Origin of the sequence: Pseudomonas sp. S12(2018), from assembly GCF_024355235.1 — a bacterium.
Taxonomy (GTDB): domain Bacteria; phylum Pseudomonadota; class Gammaproteobacteria; order Pseudomonadales; family Pseudomonadaceae; genus Aquipseudomonas; species Aquipseudomonas palmensis.
Window position 1 is genome coordinate 94,278 of record NZ_QLAD01000011.1, and the last position, 18,469, is coordinate 112,746.

Annotated in this window: 14 protein-coding genes; 8 read left to right on the forward strand and 6 right to left on the reverse strand. The window is 64.1% G+C overall.

The features are described 5' to 3' along the window. Window positions 1–26 precede the first annotated feature (26 nt). Window positions 27–644, forward strand: a complete 618-nt coding sequence (thrH, locus tag DN388_RS23070; protein WP_043863081.1) for a bifunctional phosphoserine phosphatase/homoserine phosphotransferase ThrH — start codon at window positions 27–29, stop codon at window positions 642–644. A 65-nt stretch (window positions 645–709) separates the two neighbouring features. On the opposite strand, the gene pabB is transcribed toward thrH, so the two are convergent. The 4 genes from pabB to DN388_RS23090 form a co-directional block, all read right to left on the reverse strand. Continuing rightward, window positions 710–2,053 carry an aminodeoxychorismate synthase component I gene (gene pabB, locus DN388_RS23075; protein ID WP_058541878.1) on the reverse strand — a complete coding sequence of 448 codons (1,344 nt, stop codon included), beginning with the start codon at window positions 2,051–2,053 and terminating at the stop codon, window positions 710–712. Between the two features lie 108 nt (window positions 2,054–2,161). Further along, window positions 2,162–3,142, reverse strand: a complete 981-nt coding sequence (locus DN388_RS23080) for an alpha-L-glutamate ligase-like protein (protein ID WP_043863079.1) — start codon at window positions 3,140–3,142, stop codon at window positions 2,162–2,164. Next, window positions 3,142–4,674 carry an inactive transglutaminase family protein gene (locus tag DN388_RS23085; RefSeq protein ID WP_043863078.1) on the reverse strand — a complete coding sequence of 511 codons (1,533 nt, stop codon included), beginning with the start codon at window positions 4,672–4,674 and terminating at the stop codon, window positions 3,142–3,144. Before DN388_RS23085 ends, DN388_RS23080 begins: the two co-directional genes overlap by 1 nt. A gap of 5 nt (window positions 4,675–4,679) precedes the next feature. Next, window positions 4,680–5,216, reverse strand: a complete 537-nt coding sequence (locus tag DN388_RS23090) for an ATP-dependent zinc protease (RefSeq protein ID WP_043863077.1) — start codon at window positions 5,214–5,216, stop codon at window positions 4,680–4,682. Between the two features lie 210 nt (window positions 5,217–5,426). Here DN388_RS23090 and DN388_RS23095 point away from each other — a divergent pair, with 210 nt between their 5' ends. The 6 genes from DN388_RS23095 (at window position 5,427) to prpD (ending at window position 13,873) form a co-directional block, all read left to right on the forward strand. Then, the gene (locus DN388_RS23095) at window positions 5,427–6,143 is read left to right on the forward strand and encodes a GntR family transcriptional regulator (protein WP_043863076.1); all 717 of its coding nucleotides are present in this window, start codon (window positions 5,427–5,429) and stop codon (window positions 6,141–6,143) included. Continuing rightward, entirely contained in the window at window positions 6,140–7,030 is an 891-nt protein-coding gene (gene prpB, locus DN388_RS23100) for a methylisocitrate lyase (protein WP_043863075.1), read from the forward strand. The genes DN388_RS23095 and prpB overlap by 4 nt, the downstream gene beginning before the upstream one ends. Window positions 7,031–7,088: 58 nt before the next feature. Beyond that, complete coding sequence (prpC, locus tag DN388_RS23105; protein ID WP_043863074.1) at window positions 7,089–8,216, forward strand: 2-methylcitrate synthase; 1,128 nt, start codon at window positions 7,089–7,091, stop codon at window positions 8,214–8,216. A 193-nt stretch (window positions 8,217–8,409) separates the two neighbouring features. After that, window positions 8,410–10,998 carry a Fe/S-dependent 2-methylisocitrate dehydratase AcnD gene (gene acnD, locus DN388_RS23110; RefSeq protein ID WP_054915692.1) on the forward strand — a complete coding sequence of 863 codons (2,589 nt, stop codon included), beginning with the start codon at window positions 8,410–8,412 and terminating at the stop codon, window positions 10,996–10,998. Window positions 10,999–11,146: 148 nt separating this feature from the next. Then, on the forward strand, window positions 11,147–12,337 hold the full coding sequence (gene prpF / locus DN388_RS23115) for a 2-methylaconitate cis-trans isomerase PrpF (RefSeq protein WP_255002195.1): 1,191 nt from the start codon (window positions 11,147–11,149) through the stop codon (window positions 12,335–12,337). 51 nt (window positions 12,338–12,388) lie between these two features. Further along, the gene (prpD, locus tag DN388_RS23120) at window positions 12,389–13,873 is read left to right on the forward strand and encodes a 2-methylcitrate dehydratase (RefSeq protein WP_078480487.1); all 1,485 of its coding nucleotides are present in this window, start codon (window positions 12,389–12,391) and stop codon (window positions 13,871–13,873) included. A gap of 71 nt (window positions 13,874–13,944) precedes the next feature. Here the strand turns inward: prpD and acnB are convergent, their stop codons facing one another. Further along, complete coding sequence (gene acnB, locus DN388_RS23125; RefSeq protein ID WP_054915695.1) at window positions 13,945–16,554, reverse strand: bifunctional aconitate hydratase 2/2-methylisocitrate dehydratase; 2,610 nt, start codon at window positions 16,552–16,554, stop codon at window positions 13,945–13,947. Window positions 16,555–16,960: 406 nt separating this feature from the next. Here acnB and DN388_RS23130 point away from each other — a divergent pair, with 406 nt between their 5' ends. Further along, entirely contained in the window at window positions 16,961–17,428 is a 468-nt protein-coding gene (locus tag DN388_RS23130; RefSeq protein ID WP_043863069.1) for a DUF1289 domain-containing protein, read from the forward strand. Between the two features lie 84 nt (window positions 17,429–17,512). Here the strand turns inward: DN388_RS23130 and DN388_RS23135 are convergent, their stop codons facing one another. Then, window positions 17,513–18,379, reverse strand: a complete 867-nt coding sequence (locus tag DN388_RS23135; protein ID WP_043863068.1) for a universal stress protein — start codon at window positions 18,377–18,379, stop codon at window positions 17,513–17,515. Window positions 18,380–18,469 lie beyond the last annotated feature (90 nt).

The window sequence follows — 18,469 nt, forward strand, 5'->3', positions numbered from 1 at the left end:
TTTTAGCGTTGTTCGAGGAGTGAGCTGTGGAAATTGCCTGTCTCGACCTGGAAGGTGTACTGGTCCCGGAGATCTGGATCGCCTTTGCGGAAAAAACCGGAATCGAATCGTTGCGGGCCACCACCCGCGACATTCCCGATTACGACGTGCTGATGAAGCAGCGCCTGCGCATCCTGGATGAGCATGGCCTGAAGCTTTCCGACATCCAGGCAGTGATTGCCACGCTCAAGCCGCTGGACGGCGCCATCGAGTTCGTGGACTGGTTGCGCGAGCGTTTCCAGGTGGTGATCCTGTCCGACACCTTCTACGAATTCTCGCAGCCGCTGATGCGCCAGCTGGGTTTCCCGACCTTGCTGTGCCACCGCCTGATCACCGACCAGAGCGATCGTGTGACCGGCTACCAACTGCGCCAGAAAGACCCCAAGCGCCAGTCGGTGCTGGCATTCAAGAGCCTGTACTACCGGGTGATCGCGGCGGGTGACTCGTACAACGACACCACCATGCTGGGCGAGGCGGATGCAGGCATTCTGTTCCATGCGCCGGAAAACGTGATTCGCGAGTTCCCGCAGTTCCCGGCGGTGCATGATTTCGAGGCGCTGAAGAAAGAGTTCATCAAGGCCTCGAACAGGTCGTTGAGTCTGTAATACCACCTTCGCCGGCAAGGCCGGCTCCTGCACGCTGTAGGAGCCGGCCTTGCCGGCGAAGCGTTCTAGAGGCCCTGCAGGGTCTGGAGCAACACCCTGACCTTGGTGATCGACTCCTCGTACTCCGCCTCCCACTGCGAGTCCGCCACCACCGCACCGCCCCCCCAGCAGCACACCTGGCCGTCCTTCACCAGCAGGCTGCGGATGGCGATCGAGCTGTCCATCTCCCCGCGCACGTCCACATACAGCAGCGAGCCGCAATACAGTGCGCGCCGGCTCGGCTCCAGTTCGTCGATGATCTGCATCGCCCGAATCTTCGGCGCCCCGGTGATCGAGCCGCCGGGGAAGCTGCCGGCTATCAGGTCCAGCGCATCCTTGCCCGGTGCCAGGCGTCCGGTCACGCTGCTGACCATGTGGTGCACGTTGGGGTAGCTCTCCAGGCTGAACAGCTCCGGCACCTGCACCGAGCCGGTAGCGCAGCTGCGCCCCAGGTCGTTGCGCAGCAGGTCCACGATCATCAGGTTCTCGGCGCGGTCCTTGGTGCTGGCCAGCAGCTCGGCAGCATTGGCGGCATCCTGCACGGGGTCGGCGCTGCGCGCACGGGTGCCCTTGATCGGGCGGGTTTCGACCTCGCCCTGGCTGACCCTGATGAAGCGCTCGGGCGAGAAGCTCAGCAGCGCGCTGCCATCGGCCAGTACCTGATAGCCGGAGAAGGGCGTAGGGCAGGCAGCCCGCAGCGCCTGGTAGGCCGTCCACGGGTCGCCCTGGCAGGGTGCGCGAAAGCGTTGGGTAAGGTTGATCTGGTAGCAGTCGCCGGCATGGATGTACTGCTGCACCCGCTCGAACGCCTGACGGTAATCCTCGGCTGCGAGGTCGCCGCGCATTGGCGCCGCAAGCCTGAATGCGCCGGTTGCCGTCGCGGCGTCGTGCTCGAACAGTGCCACCAGGCGCTCGCGTTCGGTGGCGGGCAGCGCCGGATGAAACACCAGCTGGCTGCGCTGCAGCTGATGGTCGCTGATCAGTGCCCAGGCATACAGCCCCAGGCTTGCGTCACCCAGCCCCAGGTCGTCGCAGGCAATGGCGGGCAGGCGCTCCAGGCGCCGGCCGAAGTCGTAGCTCAGGTAGCCGATCAGGCCGCCGGCGAACGGCAGCTCGACACCTGCCGGCAAGTGCGCGCGCCCAAGCCCGGCCAGTTGCTCGCGCAGGCGCTGCAGGTAGTGCTGGCCGTCTTCTTCGGCGTCCGGGGTCAGCGTGCACAGTGGCCAGGCGCTGAGCAGGTCGAAGCGCCCACGCACGGCGCCAGGCCGTGCGCTGTCGAGCAGCACGGCGCCAGGTGCCTGGCGGATACGGGCAAAGTAGGCGGCCGGGTCGGCCTGGTAGGGCAGGGGGTGAAGTGTGCAGGTCGGCATTCGGGTGAACAGCTGTCGAGGCGGGGCGAGCATTGTAGCCCTGTGCAGGCGATGCTCCTAGCGGATCGGCGACCGCCCTGTGCGCGGCTGCGCCAGGGCGGTGGCAGATTACTGCGCCGGGATGTGGCCGAACAGTTCCTGGGCGAAGCGCACGCGCTCTTCGACGCTTTCCTTGATGCCATTGCTGGCCAGTTCCTCAAGGTGCGCCTCGACGGCGTGGGTGCGCAGGGTCAGGCCGCAATCGTTGGCGATCTGGATGTTCAGGCCGGGGCGGGCGTTGAGTTCCAGGATCAGCGGGCCCTTGTCCTGGTCCAGCACCATGTCCACGCCGATGTAGCCCAGGCCGCACAGTTCATAGCAGCCGGCGGCCAGCTTCATGAAGCCGTCCCAGTTGGGCAGTTGCACGCCGTCCACCGCATTGGTGGTGTCGGGGTGCTTGCTGATGATGTTGTTCAGCCAGGTACCGCGCAGGGTCAGGCCGGTCGCCAGGTCCACACCCACGCCGATGGCGCCCTGGTGCAGGTTGGCCTTGCCGCCGGACTGGCGCGTGGGCAGGCGCAGCATGGCCATGACCGGGTAGCCCATGAGCACGATGATGCGGATGTCCGGTACGCCTTCGTAGCTGATGCTCTTGAAGATCTGGTCCGGGGTTACCCGGTACTCGATCAGCGCGCGGTCGCGATGGCCACCCAGCGAATACAGCCCGGTGAGGATGCTCGACACCTGGTGCTCGATTTCCTCGTGGGTGATGATCTTGCCGGACACCGTGCGGTAGCGGTTCTCGAAGCGGTCGGCGATCACCAGGATGCCGTCACCACCGGCGCCCTGCGCCGGCTTGATGACGAAGTCGCTGCGCCCGCCGATGATCTCGTCGAGCTTGTCGATGTCCTTTTCGGTGGAGATCACCCCGTACATTTCCGGCACGTGGATGCCGGCCTTGATCGCCCGCTCCTTGGTGATGATCTTGTCGTCGACGATCGGGTACAGGTTGCGCTTGTTGTACTTGAGCACGTAGTCCGCGTTGCGCCGGTTGATACCCATGATGCCCCGGGCTTCCAGGGCCTTCCAGGTTTTCCATAGGCCGAACATCAGGCGTCAGCCTTCACGAAGGCCTTGAAGCGCACCAGCTCCGTCAGGCGGTAGCCGCGGTAGCGGCCCATCGCCAGCATGAAGCCCACCAGAATCAGCAGCACCGCCGGGAAGGTGAACACGAAGTACACCAGTTCGGGCACGCTCATCAGCAGGTGCGCGACCGAGGCGGCGAACAGGGTGCCGATGGCGACTTTCATGGCATGGCCGCCGCCGCGTTCCTCCCAGGTGATCGACAGGCGTTCGATGGTCATGGTCAGAATCACCATCGGGAACAGTGCCACCGACAGCCCGCGCTCCAGGCCCAGCTTGTGGCTGAACAGGCTGATGGCCGCGATCAGCACCACCACGAAGGTCAGTACCACCGACAGGCGCGGCAGCATCTGCAGCTTCAGGTGTTCGAGGTAGGAGCGCAGGGTCAGGCCCAGCGCGGTGATCACCGTGAACAGGGCGATACCGAAGCCCAGCTGGGTCTCACGGAAGGCCAGGGCGATCAGCACCGGGGTGAAGGTACCCAGGGTCTGCAGGCCGATCAGGTTGCGCAGCACCAGGATCACCAGCACGCCGATCGGGATCATCACCATGATCATGAAGGTCTGCTGGGTCTGCAGCGGCAGGCCGTACAGCGAGTATTCGAGGAAGTCGGCGTCGGTGTTCTCGTCGGTCAGCTTGGCCAGGCGGATGGCGTTCATCTCGCTGTTGTTCAGGCTGAAGCTGACGTTGACCTTCTTGCCGCCATCGACGGTGATCAGCGGATCATCGCCGGTCCACCACAGCAGGCGGTCGGCCGGCAGGCCCTGCTCGCCGGTGTCCGGGTTGAAGTACAGCCAGTCGTTGCCGTTGAAGCTGCGCAGCCACAGTTCCGGGCTCTGCGGCTGGTCGGCCAGCAGGCGGATGGTGTGCACCTTCTCCACCGGTACGTGGGCGATCGACAGCAGCAGGTCGATGACCTTGGCCTTGTTCAGCGAAGAGGCATCGCCGGCCAGCAGCAGCTTGACGTTGTCGTCGTTGGGGTTGTTGACCCGCTTGATGGTCTCGCTGACGAAGGTCTCGACGTCGGCCGAGTGCTGGCGGATAGGTGCCATCAACGCTTCGGCGGCGATCTTCTCCGGCCCTTCGACCGGCTGGCTGTCACGGAAGGTCGGGCCCTTGATCTTGACCTTTTCGCTGCTGTAGCGCTTGGTCAGTACCAGGCGGTAGTAGAGGGTCTGGTTGCCCTTGGCGCGCCGCGCCGACCAGGTCACCTTGCGGTTGCCATCGACACGGTTGACGCTCACGCCGTAGTTGTTGGAGATGAAGCTCTCATTGAGGCTGACGTAGTCGTTGCTCAATGGCGGCACGAACATCTGGATCTTGATCGGGTCCTTGGGGCTGGCGACGAACTCGACCTTGGCATCGATGTTCCACAGGTCGTCGGTTTCGTCTTCGGTCACCGGGATGCCGAGCATGAAGATCTGGTACGCCGTGATCGACACACCCAGCAACACCAGGAGGGTGATCAGGACTTTCAGATGAAGGGTAAGAGAGCGCATCGAAATTACTCTGCGGTATGAGCGTCAGTGGCGCAGGCAGGTTTGCCGGCAGCGTATTTAAGGCTTGGGTCGACCAGCGCGTCGAAGTGCTTGAGCGCCTCGGAGCCGATCAGTAGCGGGTACTGGAAGGCACTGCGGTCGGTCAGGTTCACTTCGATGCTGCGCAGGGCCGTACCCATGCAGATATTCAGCGCGATCACCGGGCGGGAGGTATAGGCCTTGCCTTCGTCCGGGTTGTAGTCACCGGCGCGTCGCTTGATCTTGCTGACACGAGCCAGTGGTCGTTCTATCGGATGCGAATGGGCTGCGTCAATTGCCAGATAGAAGCGCACCCACGATTCGCCGTTGCGCTTGAAGCGCTTGATATCGCGCGCGCTCAGCGAGGCGGTCTTGGCCCCGGTGTCGAGCTTGGCCGCAACCTCGAGGTCGATATCGACAAGGCGGGCATATTCATTGAGGCCATAGACAGTCTTGTCTGCCGCCTGGCTCAGGGCAGGCAGCCCACAGAGGCTGAGTAACAGTAGAAAGGGTGTGAGTCTCATAAATCCTGACGCGATGCTGTGGGGGTTTGCCCCCTCAGAGGCGGCGGCATTCTACCACGCTGGTGTGTCGATGCCAGCGGCTGGAGTCAGACAACACCGACAGACACGAAGTTCGTTCTTAGACGATTGTCGACAATATTGAATTTGTCTTTGACTGGGGTGGCTTAATTAGCTAGTTTTGGCCCTACAGATTTTCAAGGTGTCGACAATATGCTGGATGCAGCCCAAGCCTCCGCCCCCCTTCAGGAAGATTCGGAGACGCTTTCCGAAAACGTCTTCCGGCGCATCCAGGCCGCGATCGTCAAGGGCGAGATCGCCCCCGGCAGCAAGATCTCCGAGCCGGAGCTGGCGCGTACCTACGGCATCAGCCGCGGCCCGCTGCGCGAGGCCATCCACCGCCTGGAAGGCCAGCGCCTGCTGGTGCGGGTGCCGCACGTAGGGGCGCGGGTGGTGTCGCTGAGCCATGCCGAGCTGATCGAGCTGTACGAGATTCGCGAGTCCCTCGAGGGCATGGCCTGCCGCCTGGCTGCCCAACGCATGAGCGTAGCCGAGATCGACGAGTTGCGCCGGGTGCTCGACACCCATGAGCGTGATGCCGCGTTCCAGGCCGGGGTGGGCTACTACCAGCAGGAGGGCGACTTCGACTTCCACTACCGCATCATCCAGGGCAGCGGCAACCGCACCCTGGTGCAGATGCTGTGCGGCGAGCTGTACCAGCTGGTGCGCATGTACCGCATCCAGTTCTCCGCCACGCCCAACCGCCCACACCAGGCGTTCGCCGAACACCACCGGATTCTCGATGCCATCGCCGACCGTGACGGCGAGCTGGCCGAATTACTGATGCGCCGCCACATCGGCGCATCCAAGCGCAATATCGAGCGTCATTACAAAGACGCCACCGCCCCTAGCCCACGAGGTGAGTCATGAGTCAGAAAAGCAGTCCCGGCCAGCGTTTTCGCGATGCAGTCGCCGCCGAGCACCCGCTGCAAGTCGTCGGCGCCATCAATGCCAACCATGCGCTGCTGGCCAAGCGCGCCGGGTTCAAGGCCATCTACCTCTCCGGTGGCGGTGTGGCGGCAGGCTCGCTGGGCCTGCCCGACCTGGGCATCACCGGCCTGGATGACGTGCTGACCGACGTGCGCCGCATCACCGACGTGTGCGACCTGCCGCTGCTGGTGGACGTGGACACCGGGTTCGGTTCGTCGGCGTTCAACGTGGCGCGCACGGTCCGCTCGATGATCAAGTTCGGCGCCGCCGCCATTCATATCGAGGACCAGGTCGGCGCCAAGCGCTGCGGCCATCGTCCGAACAAGGAAATCGTCTCGCAACAGGAGATGGTCGACCGCATCAAGGCGGCCGTGGACGCGCGTACCGACGACAGCTTCGTGATCATGGCGCGTACCGACGCCCTGGCGGTAGAAGGCCTGGAGGCCGCGCTGGATCGCGCTGCGGCGTGCATCGAGGCCGGTGCCGACATGATCTTCCCCGAGGCCATCACCGAGCTGTCGATGTACAAGACCTTCGCCAACCGCGTGAAGGCGCCGATCCTGGCCAACATCACCGAATTCGGCGCCACGCCGCTGTACACCACCGAAGAGCTGGCCTCGGCCGACGTGTCGCTGGCGCTGTATCCGCTGTCGGCGTTCCGCGCCATGAACAAGGCGGCCGAGAACGTCTACACCGCGCTGCGCCGCGACGGCACGCAGAAAAACGTCATCGACACCATGCAGACTCGCATGGAGCTTTACGATGCCATCGACTACCACGTGTTCGAGCAGAAGCTCGACGCACTGTTCGCTCAGAAGAAGAGCTGAACCGCAGCACACCGCAATTAGCCGATTCCCATAACAAATTCAAAAGTGGAGAAAACCAATGGCCGAAGCAAAAGTACTCAGTGGTGCCGGCCTGCGTGGTCAGGTGGCCGGGCAAACCGCACTGTCGACCGTGGGCCAGGCCGGCGCCGGCCTGACCTACCGTGGCTATGACGTTCGCGACCTGGCCGAGCACGCGCTGTTCGAAGAGGTCGCCTACCTGCTGCTGTACGGCGAGCTGCCGACCCAGGCCGAGCTGAGCGAGTACCAGCACCAGCTCAAGGCGCTGCGCGACCTGCCCCAGGCGCTCAAGGAAGTGCTCGAGCGCATTCCGGTCACCGCCCACCCGATGGACGTGATGCGTACCGCCTCCTCGGTGCTCGGCACCCTGGAGCCGGAGCTCAACTTCGGCCTGCAGCACGAGAAGACCGACCGCCTGCTGGCGCTGTTCCCGGCGGCCATGTGCTACTGGTACCGCTTCAGCCACCATGGCGTGCGCATCGACTGCACCAGCGACGAAGACACCCTGGGCGGGCACTTCCTGCACCTGTTGCACGGCAAGAAGCCGAGCGAGCTGCACGTCAAGGTGATGAACGTTTCGCTGATCCTGTACGCCGAGCACGAATTCAACGCCTCGACCTTCACTGCCCGGGTGTGTGCCTCGACCCTGTCGGACCTGTACTCGTGCGTGACGGCGGCCATCGGCTCGCTGCGCGGGCCGCTGCACGGTGGTGCCAACGAGGCCGCGATGGAAATGATCGAGCGCTTCAAGACCCCGCAGGAAGCCGTTGCCGGCACCCTCGGCATGCTCGAGCGCAAGGACAAGATCATGGGCTTCGGGCATGCCATCTACAAGGAGTCCGACCCGCGCAACGAAGTGATCAAGGGCTGGGCGAAGAAGCTCGCCGACGAGGTGGGCGACACCGTGCTGTACCCGGTGTCCGAAGCCATCGACAAGACCATGTGGGAGCAGAAGAAACTGTTCCCCAATGCCGACTTCTACCATGCCTCGGCCTACCACTTCATGGGTATCCCGACCAAGCTGTTCACCCCGATCTTCGTCTGCTCGCGCCTGACCGGCTGGGCGGCGCATGTGTTCGAGCAGCGTGCCAACAACCGCATCATTCGCCCGAGCGCCGAATACACCGGCGTCGAACAGCGCAAGTTCGTGCCAATCGAACAACGCTGAGACTGGCGTGCAGTACCTTTGATATGGCCCTGCCGAACCTGGTGGGAGCGGGCTTGCCCCGCGATAGCCGCTGCGCGCAGTAGCTGATACCGCGCCGATGCCATCGCGGGTCGAGCCCGCTCCCACAGGGGGCGGGGTATGCCATCAGGGGGACTGCGCACCGCCGACTTATCCGTGATTGAGTCCCGCGTCCATGAATACTGAATTTCGCAAGCACCTGCCGGGCACCACGCTCGACTACTTCGACGCCCGCGCCGCCATCGACGCCATCAGCCCCGGCGCCTACGACAAGCTGCCCTATACCTCCCGCGTACTGGCCGAAAACCTGGTGCGCCGCTGCGATCCGGCAACCCTCGATGCCTCGCTCAGCCAACTGATCGAGCGCAAGCGCGACCTCGACTTCCCCTGGTACCCGGCCCGCGTGGTGTGCCATGACATCCTTGGCCAGACCGCACTGGTTGACCTTGCCGGCCTGCGTGACGCCATCGCCGACAAGGGCGGCGACCCGGCCCAGGTCAACCCGGTGGTGCCGGTGCAACTGATCGTCGACCACTCGCTGGCCGTGGAGTGCGGCGGCTTCGACCCGCAGGCGTTCGAGAAGAACCGCGCCATCGAAGACCGTCGCAACGAAGACCGCTTTCACTTCATCAACTGGACCAAGAAGGCGTTCAAGAACGTCGATGTGATCCAGCCCGGCAACGGCATCATGCACCAGATCAACCTGGAGAAGATGTCGCCGGTGATCCACGCCGAGCAGGGCGTGGCCTATCCCGATACCTGCGTCGGTACCGACAGCCACACCCCCCACGTGGATGCCCTGGGCGTGATCGCCATCGGCGTCGGCGGCCTGGAGGCCGAGAACGTGATGCTGGGTCGTGCGTCCTGGATGCGCCTGCCGGAAATCGTCGGCGTGCAGCTCACCGGCAAGCCGCAGCCAGGCATCACCGCCACCGACGTGGTGCTGGCGCTCACCGAGTTCCTGCGCAAGGCCAAGGTGGTCGGCGCCTACCTCGAGTTCTACGGCGAGGGCGCCCGTGCGCTGACCCTGGGCGATCGCGCGACCATCTCCAACATGGCCCCCGAATACGGCGCGACGGCGGCGATGTTCTCCATCGACCAGCAGACCATCGATTACCTCAAGCTCACCGGTCGTGAAGACGCCCAGGTCAAGCTGGTGGAAACCTACGCCAAGGTCGCCGGCCTGTGGTCCGACAGCCTGGTCAATGCCGAATACGAGCGTGGCCTGCAGTTCGACCTGTCGAGCGTGGTACGCAACATGGCCGGCCCGTCCAACCCGCATGCGCGGGTGGCCACCAGCGAGCTGGCTGCCAGGGGCATTGCCGGGCAATGGGAAGAGGTGCCGGGGCAGATGCCTGACGGCGCGGTGATCATCGCTGCCATCACCAGCTGCACCAACACCAGCAACCCGCGCAACGTGATCGCTGCCGGGCTGCTGGCGCGCAATGCCAACAGGCTGGGGCTGACGCGCAAGCCGTGGGTCAAGTCGTCGCTGGCGCCAGGCTCCAAGACCGTGGCCCTGTACCTCAAAGAGGCGGGCCTGGAGGATGAGCTGGAGCAGCTGGGCTTCGGCATCGTGGCGTTTGCCTGCACCACCTGCAACGGCATGTCCGGCGCTCTGGACCCGGTGATCCAGCAGGAAATCATCGACCGCGACCTGTACGCCACCGCCGTGCTGTCGGGCAACCGCAACTTCGACGGGCGTATCCATCCGTATGCCAAGCAGGCCTTCCTGGCCTCGCCGCCGCTGGTGGTGGCCTACGCCATTGCCGGCACCATCCGTTTCGATATCGAGAAGGACGTGCTGGCCGTGGTGGACGGCAAGGAAATCCGCCTCAAGGACATCTGGCCCAGCGACGAAGAGATCGATGCAGTGGTCAAGGCTGCGGTCAAGCCGGAGCAGTTCCGCCAGGTGTACATCCCGATGTTCGCCGTGCACGAAGACACCGGGCCCAAGGTCGACCCGCTGTACGACTGGCGCGCCATGAGCACCTACATCCGTCGCCCGCCGTACTGGGAAGGCGCGCTGGCAGGCGAGCGCTCGCTCAAGGGCATGCGCCCGCTGGCGGTGCTGCCGGACAACATCACCACCGACCACCTGTCGCCGTCCAACGCGATCATGCTCGACAGCGCCGCAGGCGAGTACCTGGCGAAGATGGGCCTGCCCGAAGAGGACTTCAACTCCTACGCCACCCACCGTGGCGACCACCTGACCGCGCAGCGCGCAACCTTCGCCAACCCCAAGCTGTTCAACGAGATGGTGCAGGAGAACGGCAAGGTCAAGCAGGGTTCGCTGGCGCGTATCGAGCCGGAGGGCAAGGTGACGCGCATGTGGGAGGCCATCGAGACCTACATGCAGCGCAAGCAGCCGCTGATCATCGTGGCCGGTGCCGACTATGGCCAGGGGTCGTCACGTGACTGGGCGGCCAAGGGCGTGCGCCTGGCCGGTGTCGAGGCCATCGTGGCCGAGGGCTTCGAGCGTATCCACCGTACCAACCTGGTGGGCATGGGCGTGTTGCCGCTGGAGTTCAAGCCGGGCACCGACCGCAAGACCCTGGGTATCGATGGCAGCGAGACCTATGACGTGGTGGGGCAGCGGACACCGCGGGCCACCTTGACCCTGGTGATCACGCGGCGTGACGGCGAGCGCCTGGAGGTGCCGGTGACCTGCCGTCTGGACACGGCGGAAGAGGTGTCGATCTACGAGGCGGGCGGTGTACTGCAGCGCTTTGCCCAGGACTTCCTCGAGTCGTCGGTGGCATAAAAGACTCAGCTTGCCTCGCCCTTGTGGGAGCGGGCTCGACCCGCGATGCAGGCGACGCGGTACTGGCTGTAACCGCATCGCTTGCATCGCGGGTCGAGCCCGCTCCCACAGAGCAGGTGGCTCGATCACATTACAGGACAAGATTTCCATGCCACACGTACCCCAGATCAGAATCCCCGCCACCTACATCCGTGGCGGCACCAGCAAAGGCGTGTTCTTCAACCTCGAAGACCTGCCCGAAGCCGCACAGCTCCCCGGCGCCGCGCGCGATGCGCTGCTGCTGCGGGTTATCGGCAGCCCCGACCCCTACGGCAAGCAGATCGACGGCATGGGCGGGGCCACCTCCAGCACCAGCAAGACAGTCATCCTGTCGCGCAGCATCAAGCCCGGACACGACGTCGACTACCTGTTCGGCCAGGTCGCCATCGACAAGGCCTTCGTCGACTGGAGCGGCAACTGCGGCAACCTCTCGGCGGCAGTCGGCTCGTTCGCCATCAGCGCCGGCCTGGTCGACGCCAGTCGCATCCCGCGCAATGGTGTGGCTGTGGTGCGCATCTGGCAGGCCAACATCGGCAAGACCATCATCGCCCACGTACCGATCACCGAAGGCGAAGTGCAGGAAACCGGCGACTTCGAACTCGACGGCGTGACCTTTCCCGCCGCCGAGGTGCAGCTCGAATTCCTCGACCCGGCCGCCGACGAAGACGGCGCGGGCGGCTCGATGTTTCCCACCGGCAACCTGGTCGACGACCTGGTGGTGCCCGGTGTCGGCACCTTCAAGGCAACCCTGATCAACGCCGGCATCCCGACCATCTTCATCGACGCCCAGGCCCTGGGCTACACCGGCACCGAGCTGCAGGACGCAATCAACGGCGACCCCGAGGCCCTGGCGCGTTTCGAAACCATCCGTGCCCACGGCGCCGTGCACATGGGCCTGATCGAGCAAGTCGAGCAGGCCGCGCAGCGCCAGCACACGCCCAAGGTGGCGTTCGTGGCAGCGCCGGCCGACTACCAGTCGTCCAGCGGCAAGACCGTGGCAGCGAGCGATATCGACCTGCTGGTGCGTGCGTTGTCGATGGGCAAGCTGCACCACGCCATGATGGGTACGGCAGCGGTGGCCATCGGCACCGCGGCGGCCATCCCCGGCACCCTGGTCAACCTTGCTGCCGGTGGCGGCGAGCGCAGCGCCGTGCGCTTCGGTCACCCCTCGGGCACCTTGCGCGTGGGCGCCGAGGCGCGCCAGGTGAATGGCGACTGGACCGTTACCAAAGCAATCATGAGCCGCAGCGCTCGCGTGCTGATGGAGGGTTGGGTACGCGTACCTGGCGATACCTTCTAGAGGCAGCGGTGCTCGGCTCTCCTTTCACCCCATGTGAACAGAGAGACGACAATGAGTGCCAATGTTGACCTGAACGACCGCCCCGACTACGACCGGGTCCTGCAGGACATTGCCGACTATGTCCTGCACTTCAGGGCCGAGCCGGGGGAGGCGCTGGACACGGCGCGCAACTGCCTGATGGACACCCTGGGTTGCGGCCTGCTGGCGCTGCGCTTTCCCGAGTGCACCAAGCACCTGGGGCCGCTGGTGGAGGGTACCGTGGTGCCCCATGGCGCGCGGGTGCCCGGCACCGCGTACCGCCTCGACCCGGTCAAGGCGGCCTGGGACATCGGCTGCATCGTGCGCTGGCTGGACTACAACGATACCTGGCTGGCCGCAGAATGGGGTCACCCCTCCGACAACCTCGGCGGCATCCTCGCGGTGGCCGACCACCTCTCGCAAAAGCGCGTGGCCAACGGCGACGCGCCGCTGACCCTGCACACGGTGCTCGAGGCCATGATCATGGCCCACGAGATCCAGGGTGTGCTCGCGCTGGAAAACGCTTTCAACCGGGTGGGCCTGGACCACGTGCTGCTGGTCAAGGTCGCATCCACGGCGGTGTGCGCCCGGCTCATGGGCGCCAATCGCGAGCAGTTGCTGGCGGCCCTGTCCCAGGCCTTTGTCGATGGCCAGGCGCTGCGCACCTACCGCCATGCCCCCAATGCCGGCTCGCGCAAGTCGTGGGCGGCCGGTGATGCGTCGAGTCGCGGGGTGCGCCTGGCGGACATCGCCCTGCGCGGCGAGATGGGCATCCCCGGCGTGCTCACCGCGCCGCAGTGGGGCTTCTATGACGTGCTGTTCAGCCATACCAACAAGGACCTGGCGCTCAAGCCCGAGGGCAAGCGCGAGTTCAGCCTGTCGCAGCCGTTCGGCAGCTACGTGATGGAGAACATACTGTTCAAGATCAGCTTTCCGGCCGAGTTCCATGCGCAGACCGCCTGCGAGGCGGCGGTGACCCTGCATCCGCAGGTGCGCAATCGCCTGCATGAAATCGAGCGCATCGTGATCACCACCCATGAGTCGGCGATTCGCATCATTTCCAAGGTCGGCACGCTGGCCAACGCGGCGGACCGGGACCACTGCCTGCAGTACATGACGGCGGTGCCGCTGATCTTCGGCAACCTGGTGGCCGAGCATTACGAAGATGATTTCCATGCGGCGCACCCGACCATCGACCGCTTGCGCGAGAAGATGGTGATCGTCGAAGACCCGCGTTTCAGTCGCGAGTACCTGGAGGCCGACAAGCGCTCGATCGCCAACGCGGTGCAGGTGTTCTTCACCGACGGCTCGAGCACCGAACAGGTGGTGGTGGAGTACCCCATCGGGCACCGGCGCCGGCGCGCCCAGGGCATCCCGCTGCTGGAGGACAAGTTCAAGGCCAACCTGGCGACGCGGTTTACTGCGCAGCGTTCGGCCGAAATTCTTGCGCTGTGCAAGGATCAGGCGAGGCTTGAGGCGACGGCGGTGCATCGGTTCATGGATCTGTTCGTGATCTGAGGGGCGAAGCTTTTCAGATGGCAACAAAAAGCCCCGCCAATTGGCGGGGCTTCTTTTCACGCTAAGTCAGCTTACGCTTGAACGACCGGGATATTGGCGTTCGCAGCGGCTTCACGGAACTCGGCGATCTGGTCGAAGCTCAGGTAGCGGTAGATGTCGGCAGCCATGCTGTCGATATTCGCCGCGTACTCCATGTACTCCTCGACGGTTGGCAGCTTGCCCAGGATCGAGGCAACGGCAGCCAGTTCGGCGGAGGCCAGGAACACGTTGGCACCATCGCCCAGACGGTTAGGGAAGTTACGGGTCGACGTCGACACAACGGTCGAGTTCGGCTCTACGCGTGCCTGGTTACCCATGCACAGCGAGCAGCCCGGCATTTCCATGCGCGCGCCAGCCTTGCCGTAGATGCCGTAGTAGCCTTCCTCGGTCAGCTGGTGAGCGTCCATCTTGGTCGGCGGCGACAGCCACAGACGGGTTGGCAGCTGACCCTTGACCTTGTCCAGCAGCTTGCCGGCAGCGCGGAAGTGACCGATGTTGGTCATGCACGAACCGATGAACACTTCGTCGATCTTCTGGCCCTGGACGCTGGACAGCAGGCGAGCGTCGTCCGGGTCGTTAGGAGCGCAGAGAACCGGTTCCTTGATATCGGCCAGGTCGATCTCGATGACTTCGGCGTACTCGGCATCGGCGTCGGCCGACAGCAGCTCGGGCTTGGCCAGCCAGGCTTCCATCGCCTGTGCACGGCGCTCCATGGTGCGCGCATCGCCGTAGCCTTCGCTGATCATCCAGCGCAGCAGGGTGATGTTCGACTTCAGGTACTCGGCAATGGCTTTTTCAGGCAGCTTGATGGTGCAACCGGCAGCCGAACGTTCGGCCGAGGCGTCGGACAGTTCGAATGCCTGTTCCACGGTCAGGTCGTCCAGGCCTTCGATTTCCAGGATGCGGCCGGAGAAGGCGTTGATCTTGCCCTTCTTCTCGACGGTCAGCAGGCCTTTCTGGATGCCGTAGTAAGGGATGGCGTGAACCAGGTCACGCAGGGTGATGCCTGGGTTCAGCTTGCCCTTGAAGCGCACCAGTACCGACTCCGGCATGTCCAGTGGCATCACGCCAGTGGCAGCGGCGAAGGCGACCAGGCCGGAACCGGCCGGGAACGAGATGCCGATCGGGAAGCGGGTGTGCGAGTCACCACCGGTACCGACGGTGTCCGGCAGCAGCATGCGGTTCAGCCAGCTGTGGATGATGCCGTCGCCTGGACGCAGGGACACGCCGCCACGGGTGCGGATGAAATCCGGCAGGGTGTGGTGGGTGGTCACGTCGATCGGCTTCGGATAGGCCGCGGTGTGGCAGAACGACTGCATGACCAGGTCGGCCGAGAAGCCCAGGCACGCCAGGTCTTTCAGTTCGTCACGGGTCATCGGACCGGTGGTGTCCTGGGAGCCGACGGTGGTCATCTTCGGTTCGCAGTAGGTGCCAGGACGAACGCCCTTGCCCACTGGCAGGCCGCAGGCCTTGCCGACCATCTTCTGGGCCAGGGTGTAGCCCTTGCCGGTGTCGACAGGTGCTTCAGGCAGCTTGAACAGGTCGGTCGGGCCCAGGCCCAGCTCGGCGCGCGCCTTCTCGGTCAGGCCACGGCCGACGATCAGCGGGATACGACCACCGGCGCGGACTTCGTCCAGCAGCACGGGGGTTTTCATCTCGAAGGTGGTGATGACTTCGTCGGTACCGTGCTTGCACACCTTGCCGGCGTGCGGGTACAGGTCGATCACGTCGCCCATGTGGATGTTCGACACGTCGAATTCGATCGGCAGGGCGCCGGCGTCTTCCATGGTGTTGTAGAAGATCGGGGCGATCTTGGAGCCGAAGCAGAAACCGCCAGCGCGCTTGTTCGGCACGTAAGGGATGTCGTCGCCGAAGAACCACAGCACCGAGTTGGTCGCCGATTTACGCGAGGAACCGGTACCGACCACGTCACCGACGTAGGCGATCGGGAAGCCTTCGTTGCGCATCTGCTCGATCTGCTTCATCGGGCCGATGGCGCCTTGCACGTCCGGCACGATGCCGTCGCGGGCCATTTTCAGCATGGCCAGGGCGTGCAGCGGGATGTCAGGGCGCGACCAGGCGTCCGGGGCAGGGGACAGGTCGTCGGTGTTGGTTTCGCCGGTGACCTTGAAAACGCGCAGGCTGATCTTGTCGGCCAGGGTCGGACGCTTCTTGAACCACTCGCCGTCAGCCCAGGACTGCAGTACCGCCTTGGCGTGAACGTTGCCGTTCTTGGCTTTTTCGGCCACGTCGTGGAAGGCGTCGAACATCAGCAGGGTGTGCTTGAGCTGTTCGGCGGCAACGGCGGCCAGTTCGGCGTCGTCCAGCAGCTCGACCAGGGTGGCGATGTTGTAGCCGCCCTGCATGGTGCCCAGCAGTTCAACGGCACGCTGCTTGCTGATCAGCGGGGAAGTGGCTTCGCCCTTGGCGACCGCCGACAGGAAACCGGCCTTGACGTAGGCGGCTTCGTCCACTCCTGGTGGTACGCGGTTGGTGATCAGGTCGACGAGGACGGCTTCTTCGCCAGCGGGGGGATTCTTCAGCAGCTCGACCAGGCCTGCGGTTTGTTCGGCGTTAAGCGGCTGGGGCACGATACCCTGGGCGGCACGCTCTTCGATGTGTTTGCGGTAGGCTTCAAGCACAGTTATTACCCTCATCAGTGGTCCCAAATGGGTGTCCGGGACGCTCATCCAGAATGGCCGGCACCCATGCGCAATACGGCTTTTTGAGCCGCGTAGCCAGGGTTGCAGGACATCCTTACAGAAGCTGCTTTCAAAGTTTTACGCCTGTAGAACGGAGGCTGATGAGGGCTGGCGCGGTGCATTCGATGTTCGAATACCCCGAGCCAACGCCGTTCTACCGGATCAACTGTGCTCGTGACGCTTTGAAAACAGCTTCTAACGGACATTGCTGCCTTAAAAAGGCCGGGTGATTCTACGGTAAAAACGCGCCAAAGGTAAGGCGATTGCAACGACTTTACGGCGTGACCCCCGTTAGACAAAGGGCTAACATGGCCGTCTGTTCCATCGCCATGCCGTTGAATCTTTCATGTCCAATCAGTCAATAAAAACGCCTTGTGTCGGCCTGTGTTCCACGGTTTACGGGGACCTGGTGTGTCGCGGGTGCAAGCGTTTTCACCATGAGGTGATCCACTGGAACGGCTACAACGACGATGAAAAGCGTGCGGTGTGGCTGCGCCTGGAACACCTGCTGGTGCAGGTGATGGCGGCCAAGCTGGAGGTGTTCGACGCCGACAAGCTGCGCGGCCAGCTGGAGCTGCGCAAGATTCGATTCGTGCCGCATCAGTCCGAGTATTGCTGGGCTTATCAGCTGATTGCGCGGGGTGCGCGGGTGATTCGCGAGCTGGAAGCGTACGGGATGGTGCTGCTGCCGGAGTTTCGCGACTGGGAGCTGCCCGAGCTGCGCGATGCCATCGATCGGGAATTCTTTCTGTTGTCCGAGGCGCACTATCAGCGCTACATCGCGCCGGGCTTTCTCAAGGATGCGCTGGGTTAAGCGGTGTTCCCATCGCGGGTCACGCCCGCGCCCACTGGATCACCGCTTACCCTGTGGGCGCGGGCTTGACCCGCGATGGGGTCTTCAGCCTCTGGCCAGCTCGTCCAGGTGCTTCACCTGGTCCTCGGTCTTGAGCACCAGCACATCGCATTCCAGCGAATCGAGCACCACCTCGGCGGTGTTGCCGATCAGCGCACCGGTAATCCCGCTACGCCCCACCGTACCCATCACCGTCACCACGGCTTCGTACTTTTTAGCCGTGTGCGGAATCAGCACGTCCGCCGGGCCTTCGGCCACATGCAGGCGATCGTCGGCGATATCGAATTCGGCCTGGAACGCAGCGCATTCGTCGCGGTACTTCTTCTCGATGGTGTCCTTGAGCTGGTACACCGGGTCCGCCGCCGAGAGCATGGGCGAGGGGTGGGCGCTGATCACGTGCAGGTTGCCCTTGGCCACGCTGGCAATGGCATAGCCGTGGTCGATGATGCTGGCGTGCAGCTTGCGATGCTCCTGATCGTCGTTGCCCACGTCCACCGCCGCCAGAATCACGCCACCGGTCCAGGGGCGCTCGGTCTTGACCATCAGCACCGCGCACGGGCACTGGCGCAGCAGTTTCCAGTCCGAAGGCGTCAGCAGGAACTTCTTCAGCGCGTTTTCCGGTCGGTGTTCCTTGATCACCAGCTCACAGCCTTCGGCTTTCTGCACGTCGATGATCGACTCGTGCAGGGTGTCGTGCCAGGCCTGCTCATAGGTGACATTGTCGTAGCCATCGTCGTGCAACTGGCTGGCGAGCAGGCTGAGCAGGGCACTGTGGTCCTGCTTCTTGTCGCACATCAGCAGGTGCAGGCGTGCCTTGGTGACGCCGGCGATCAGCTTGGCGCGGGTCAGGGCCTTGCTGTGGGCGTGGTCGGGGTCGAGCACCACCAGGATGCTGCGAACTTCTAAAAGCATGAGGGAGAACTCCTTCGACAATGGCATGCGATGCCTGACTATAGTCGGCGCCCCGGATGCGGTGGATGTTGATATGCATCAAGCATAGTC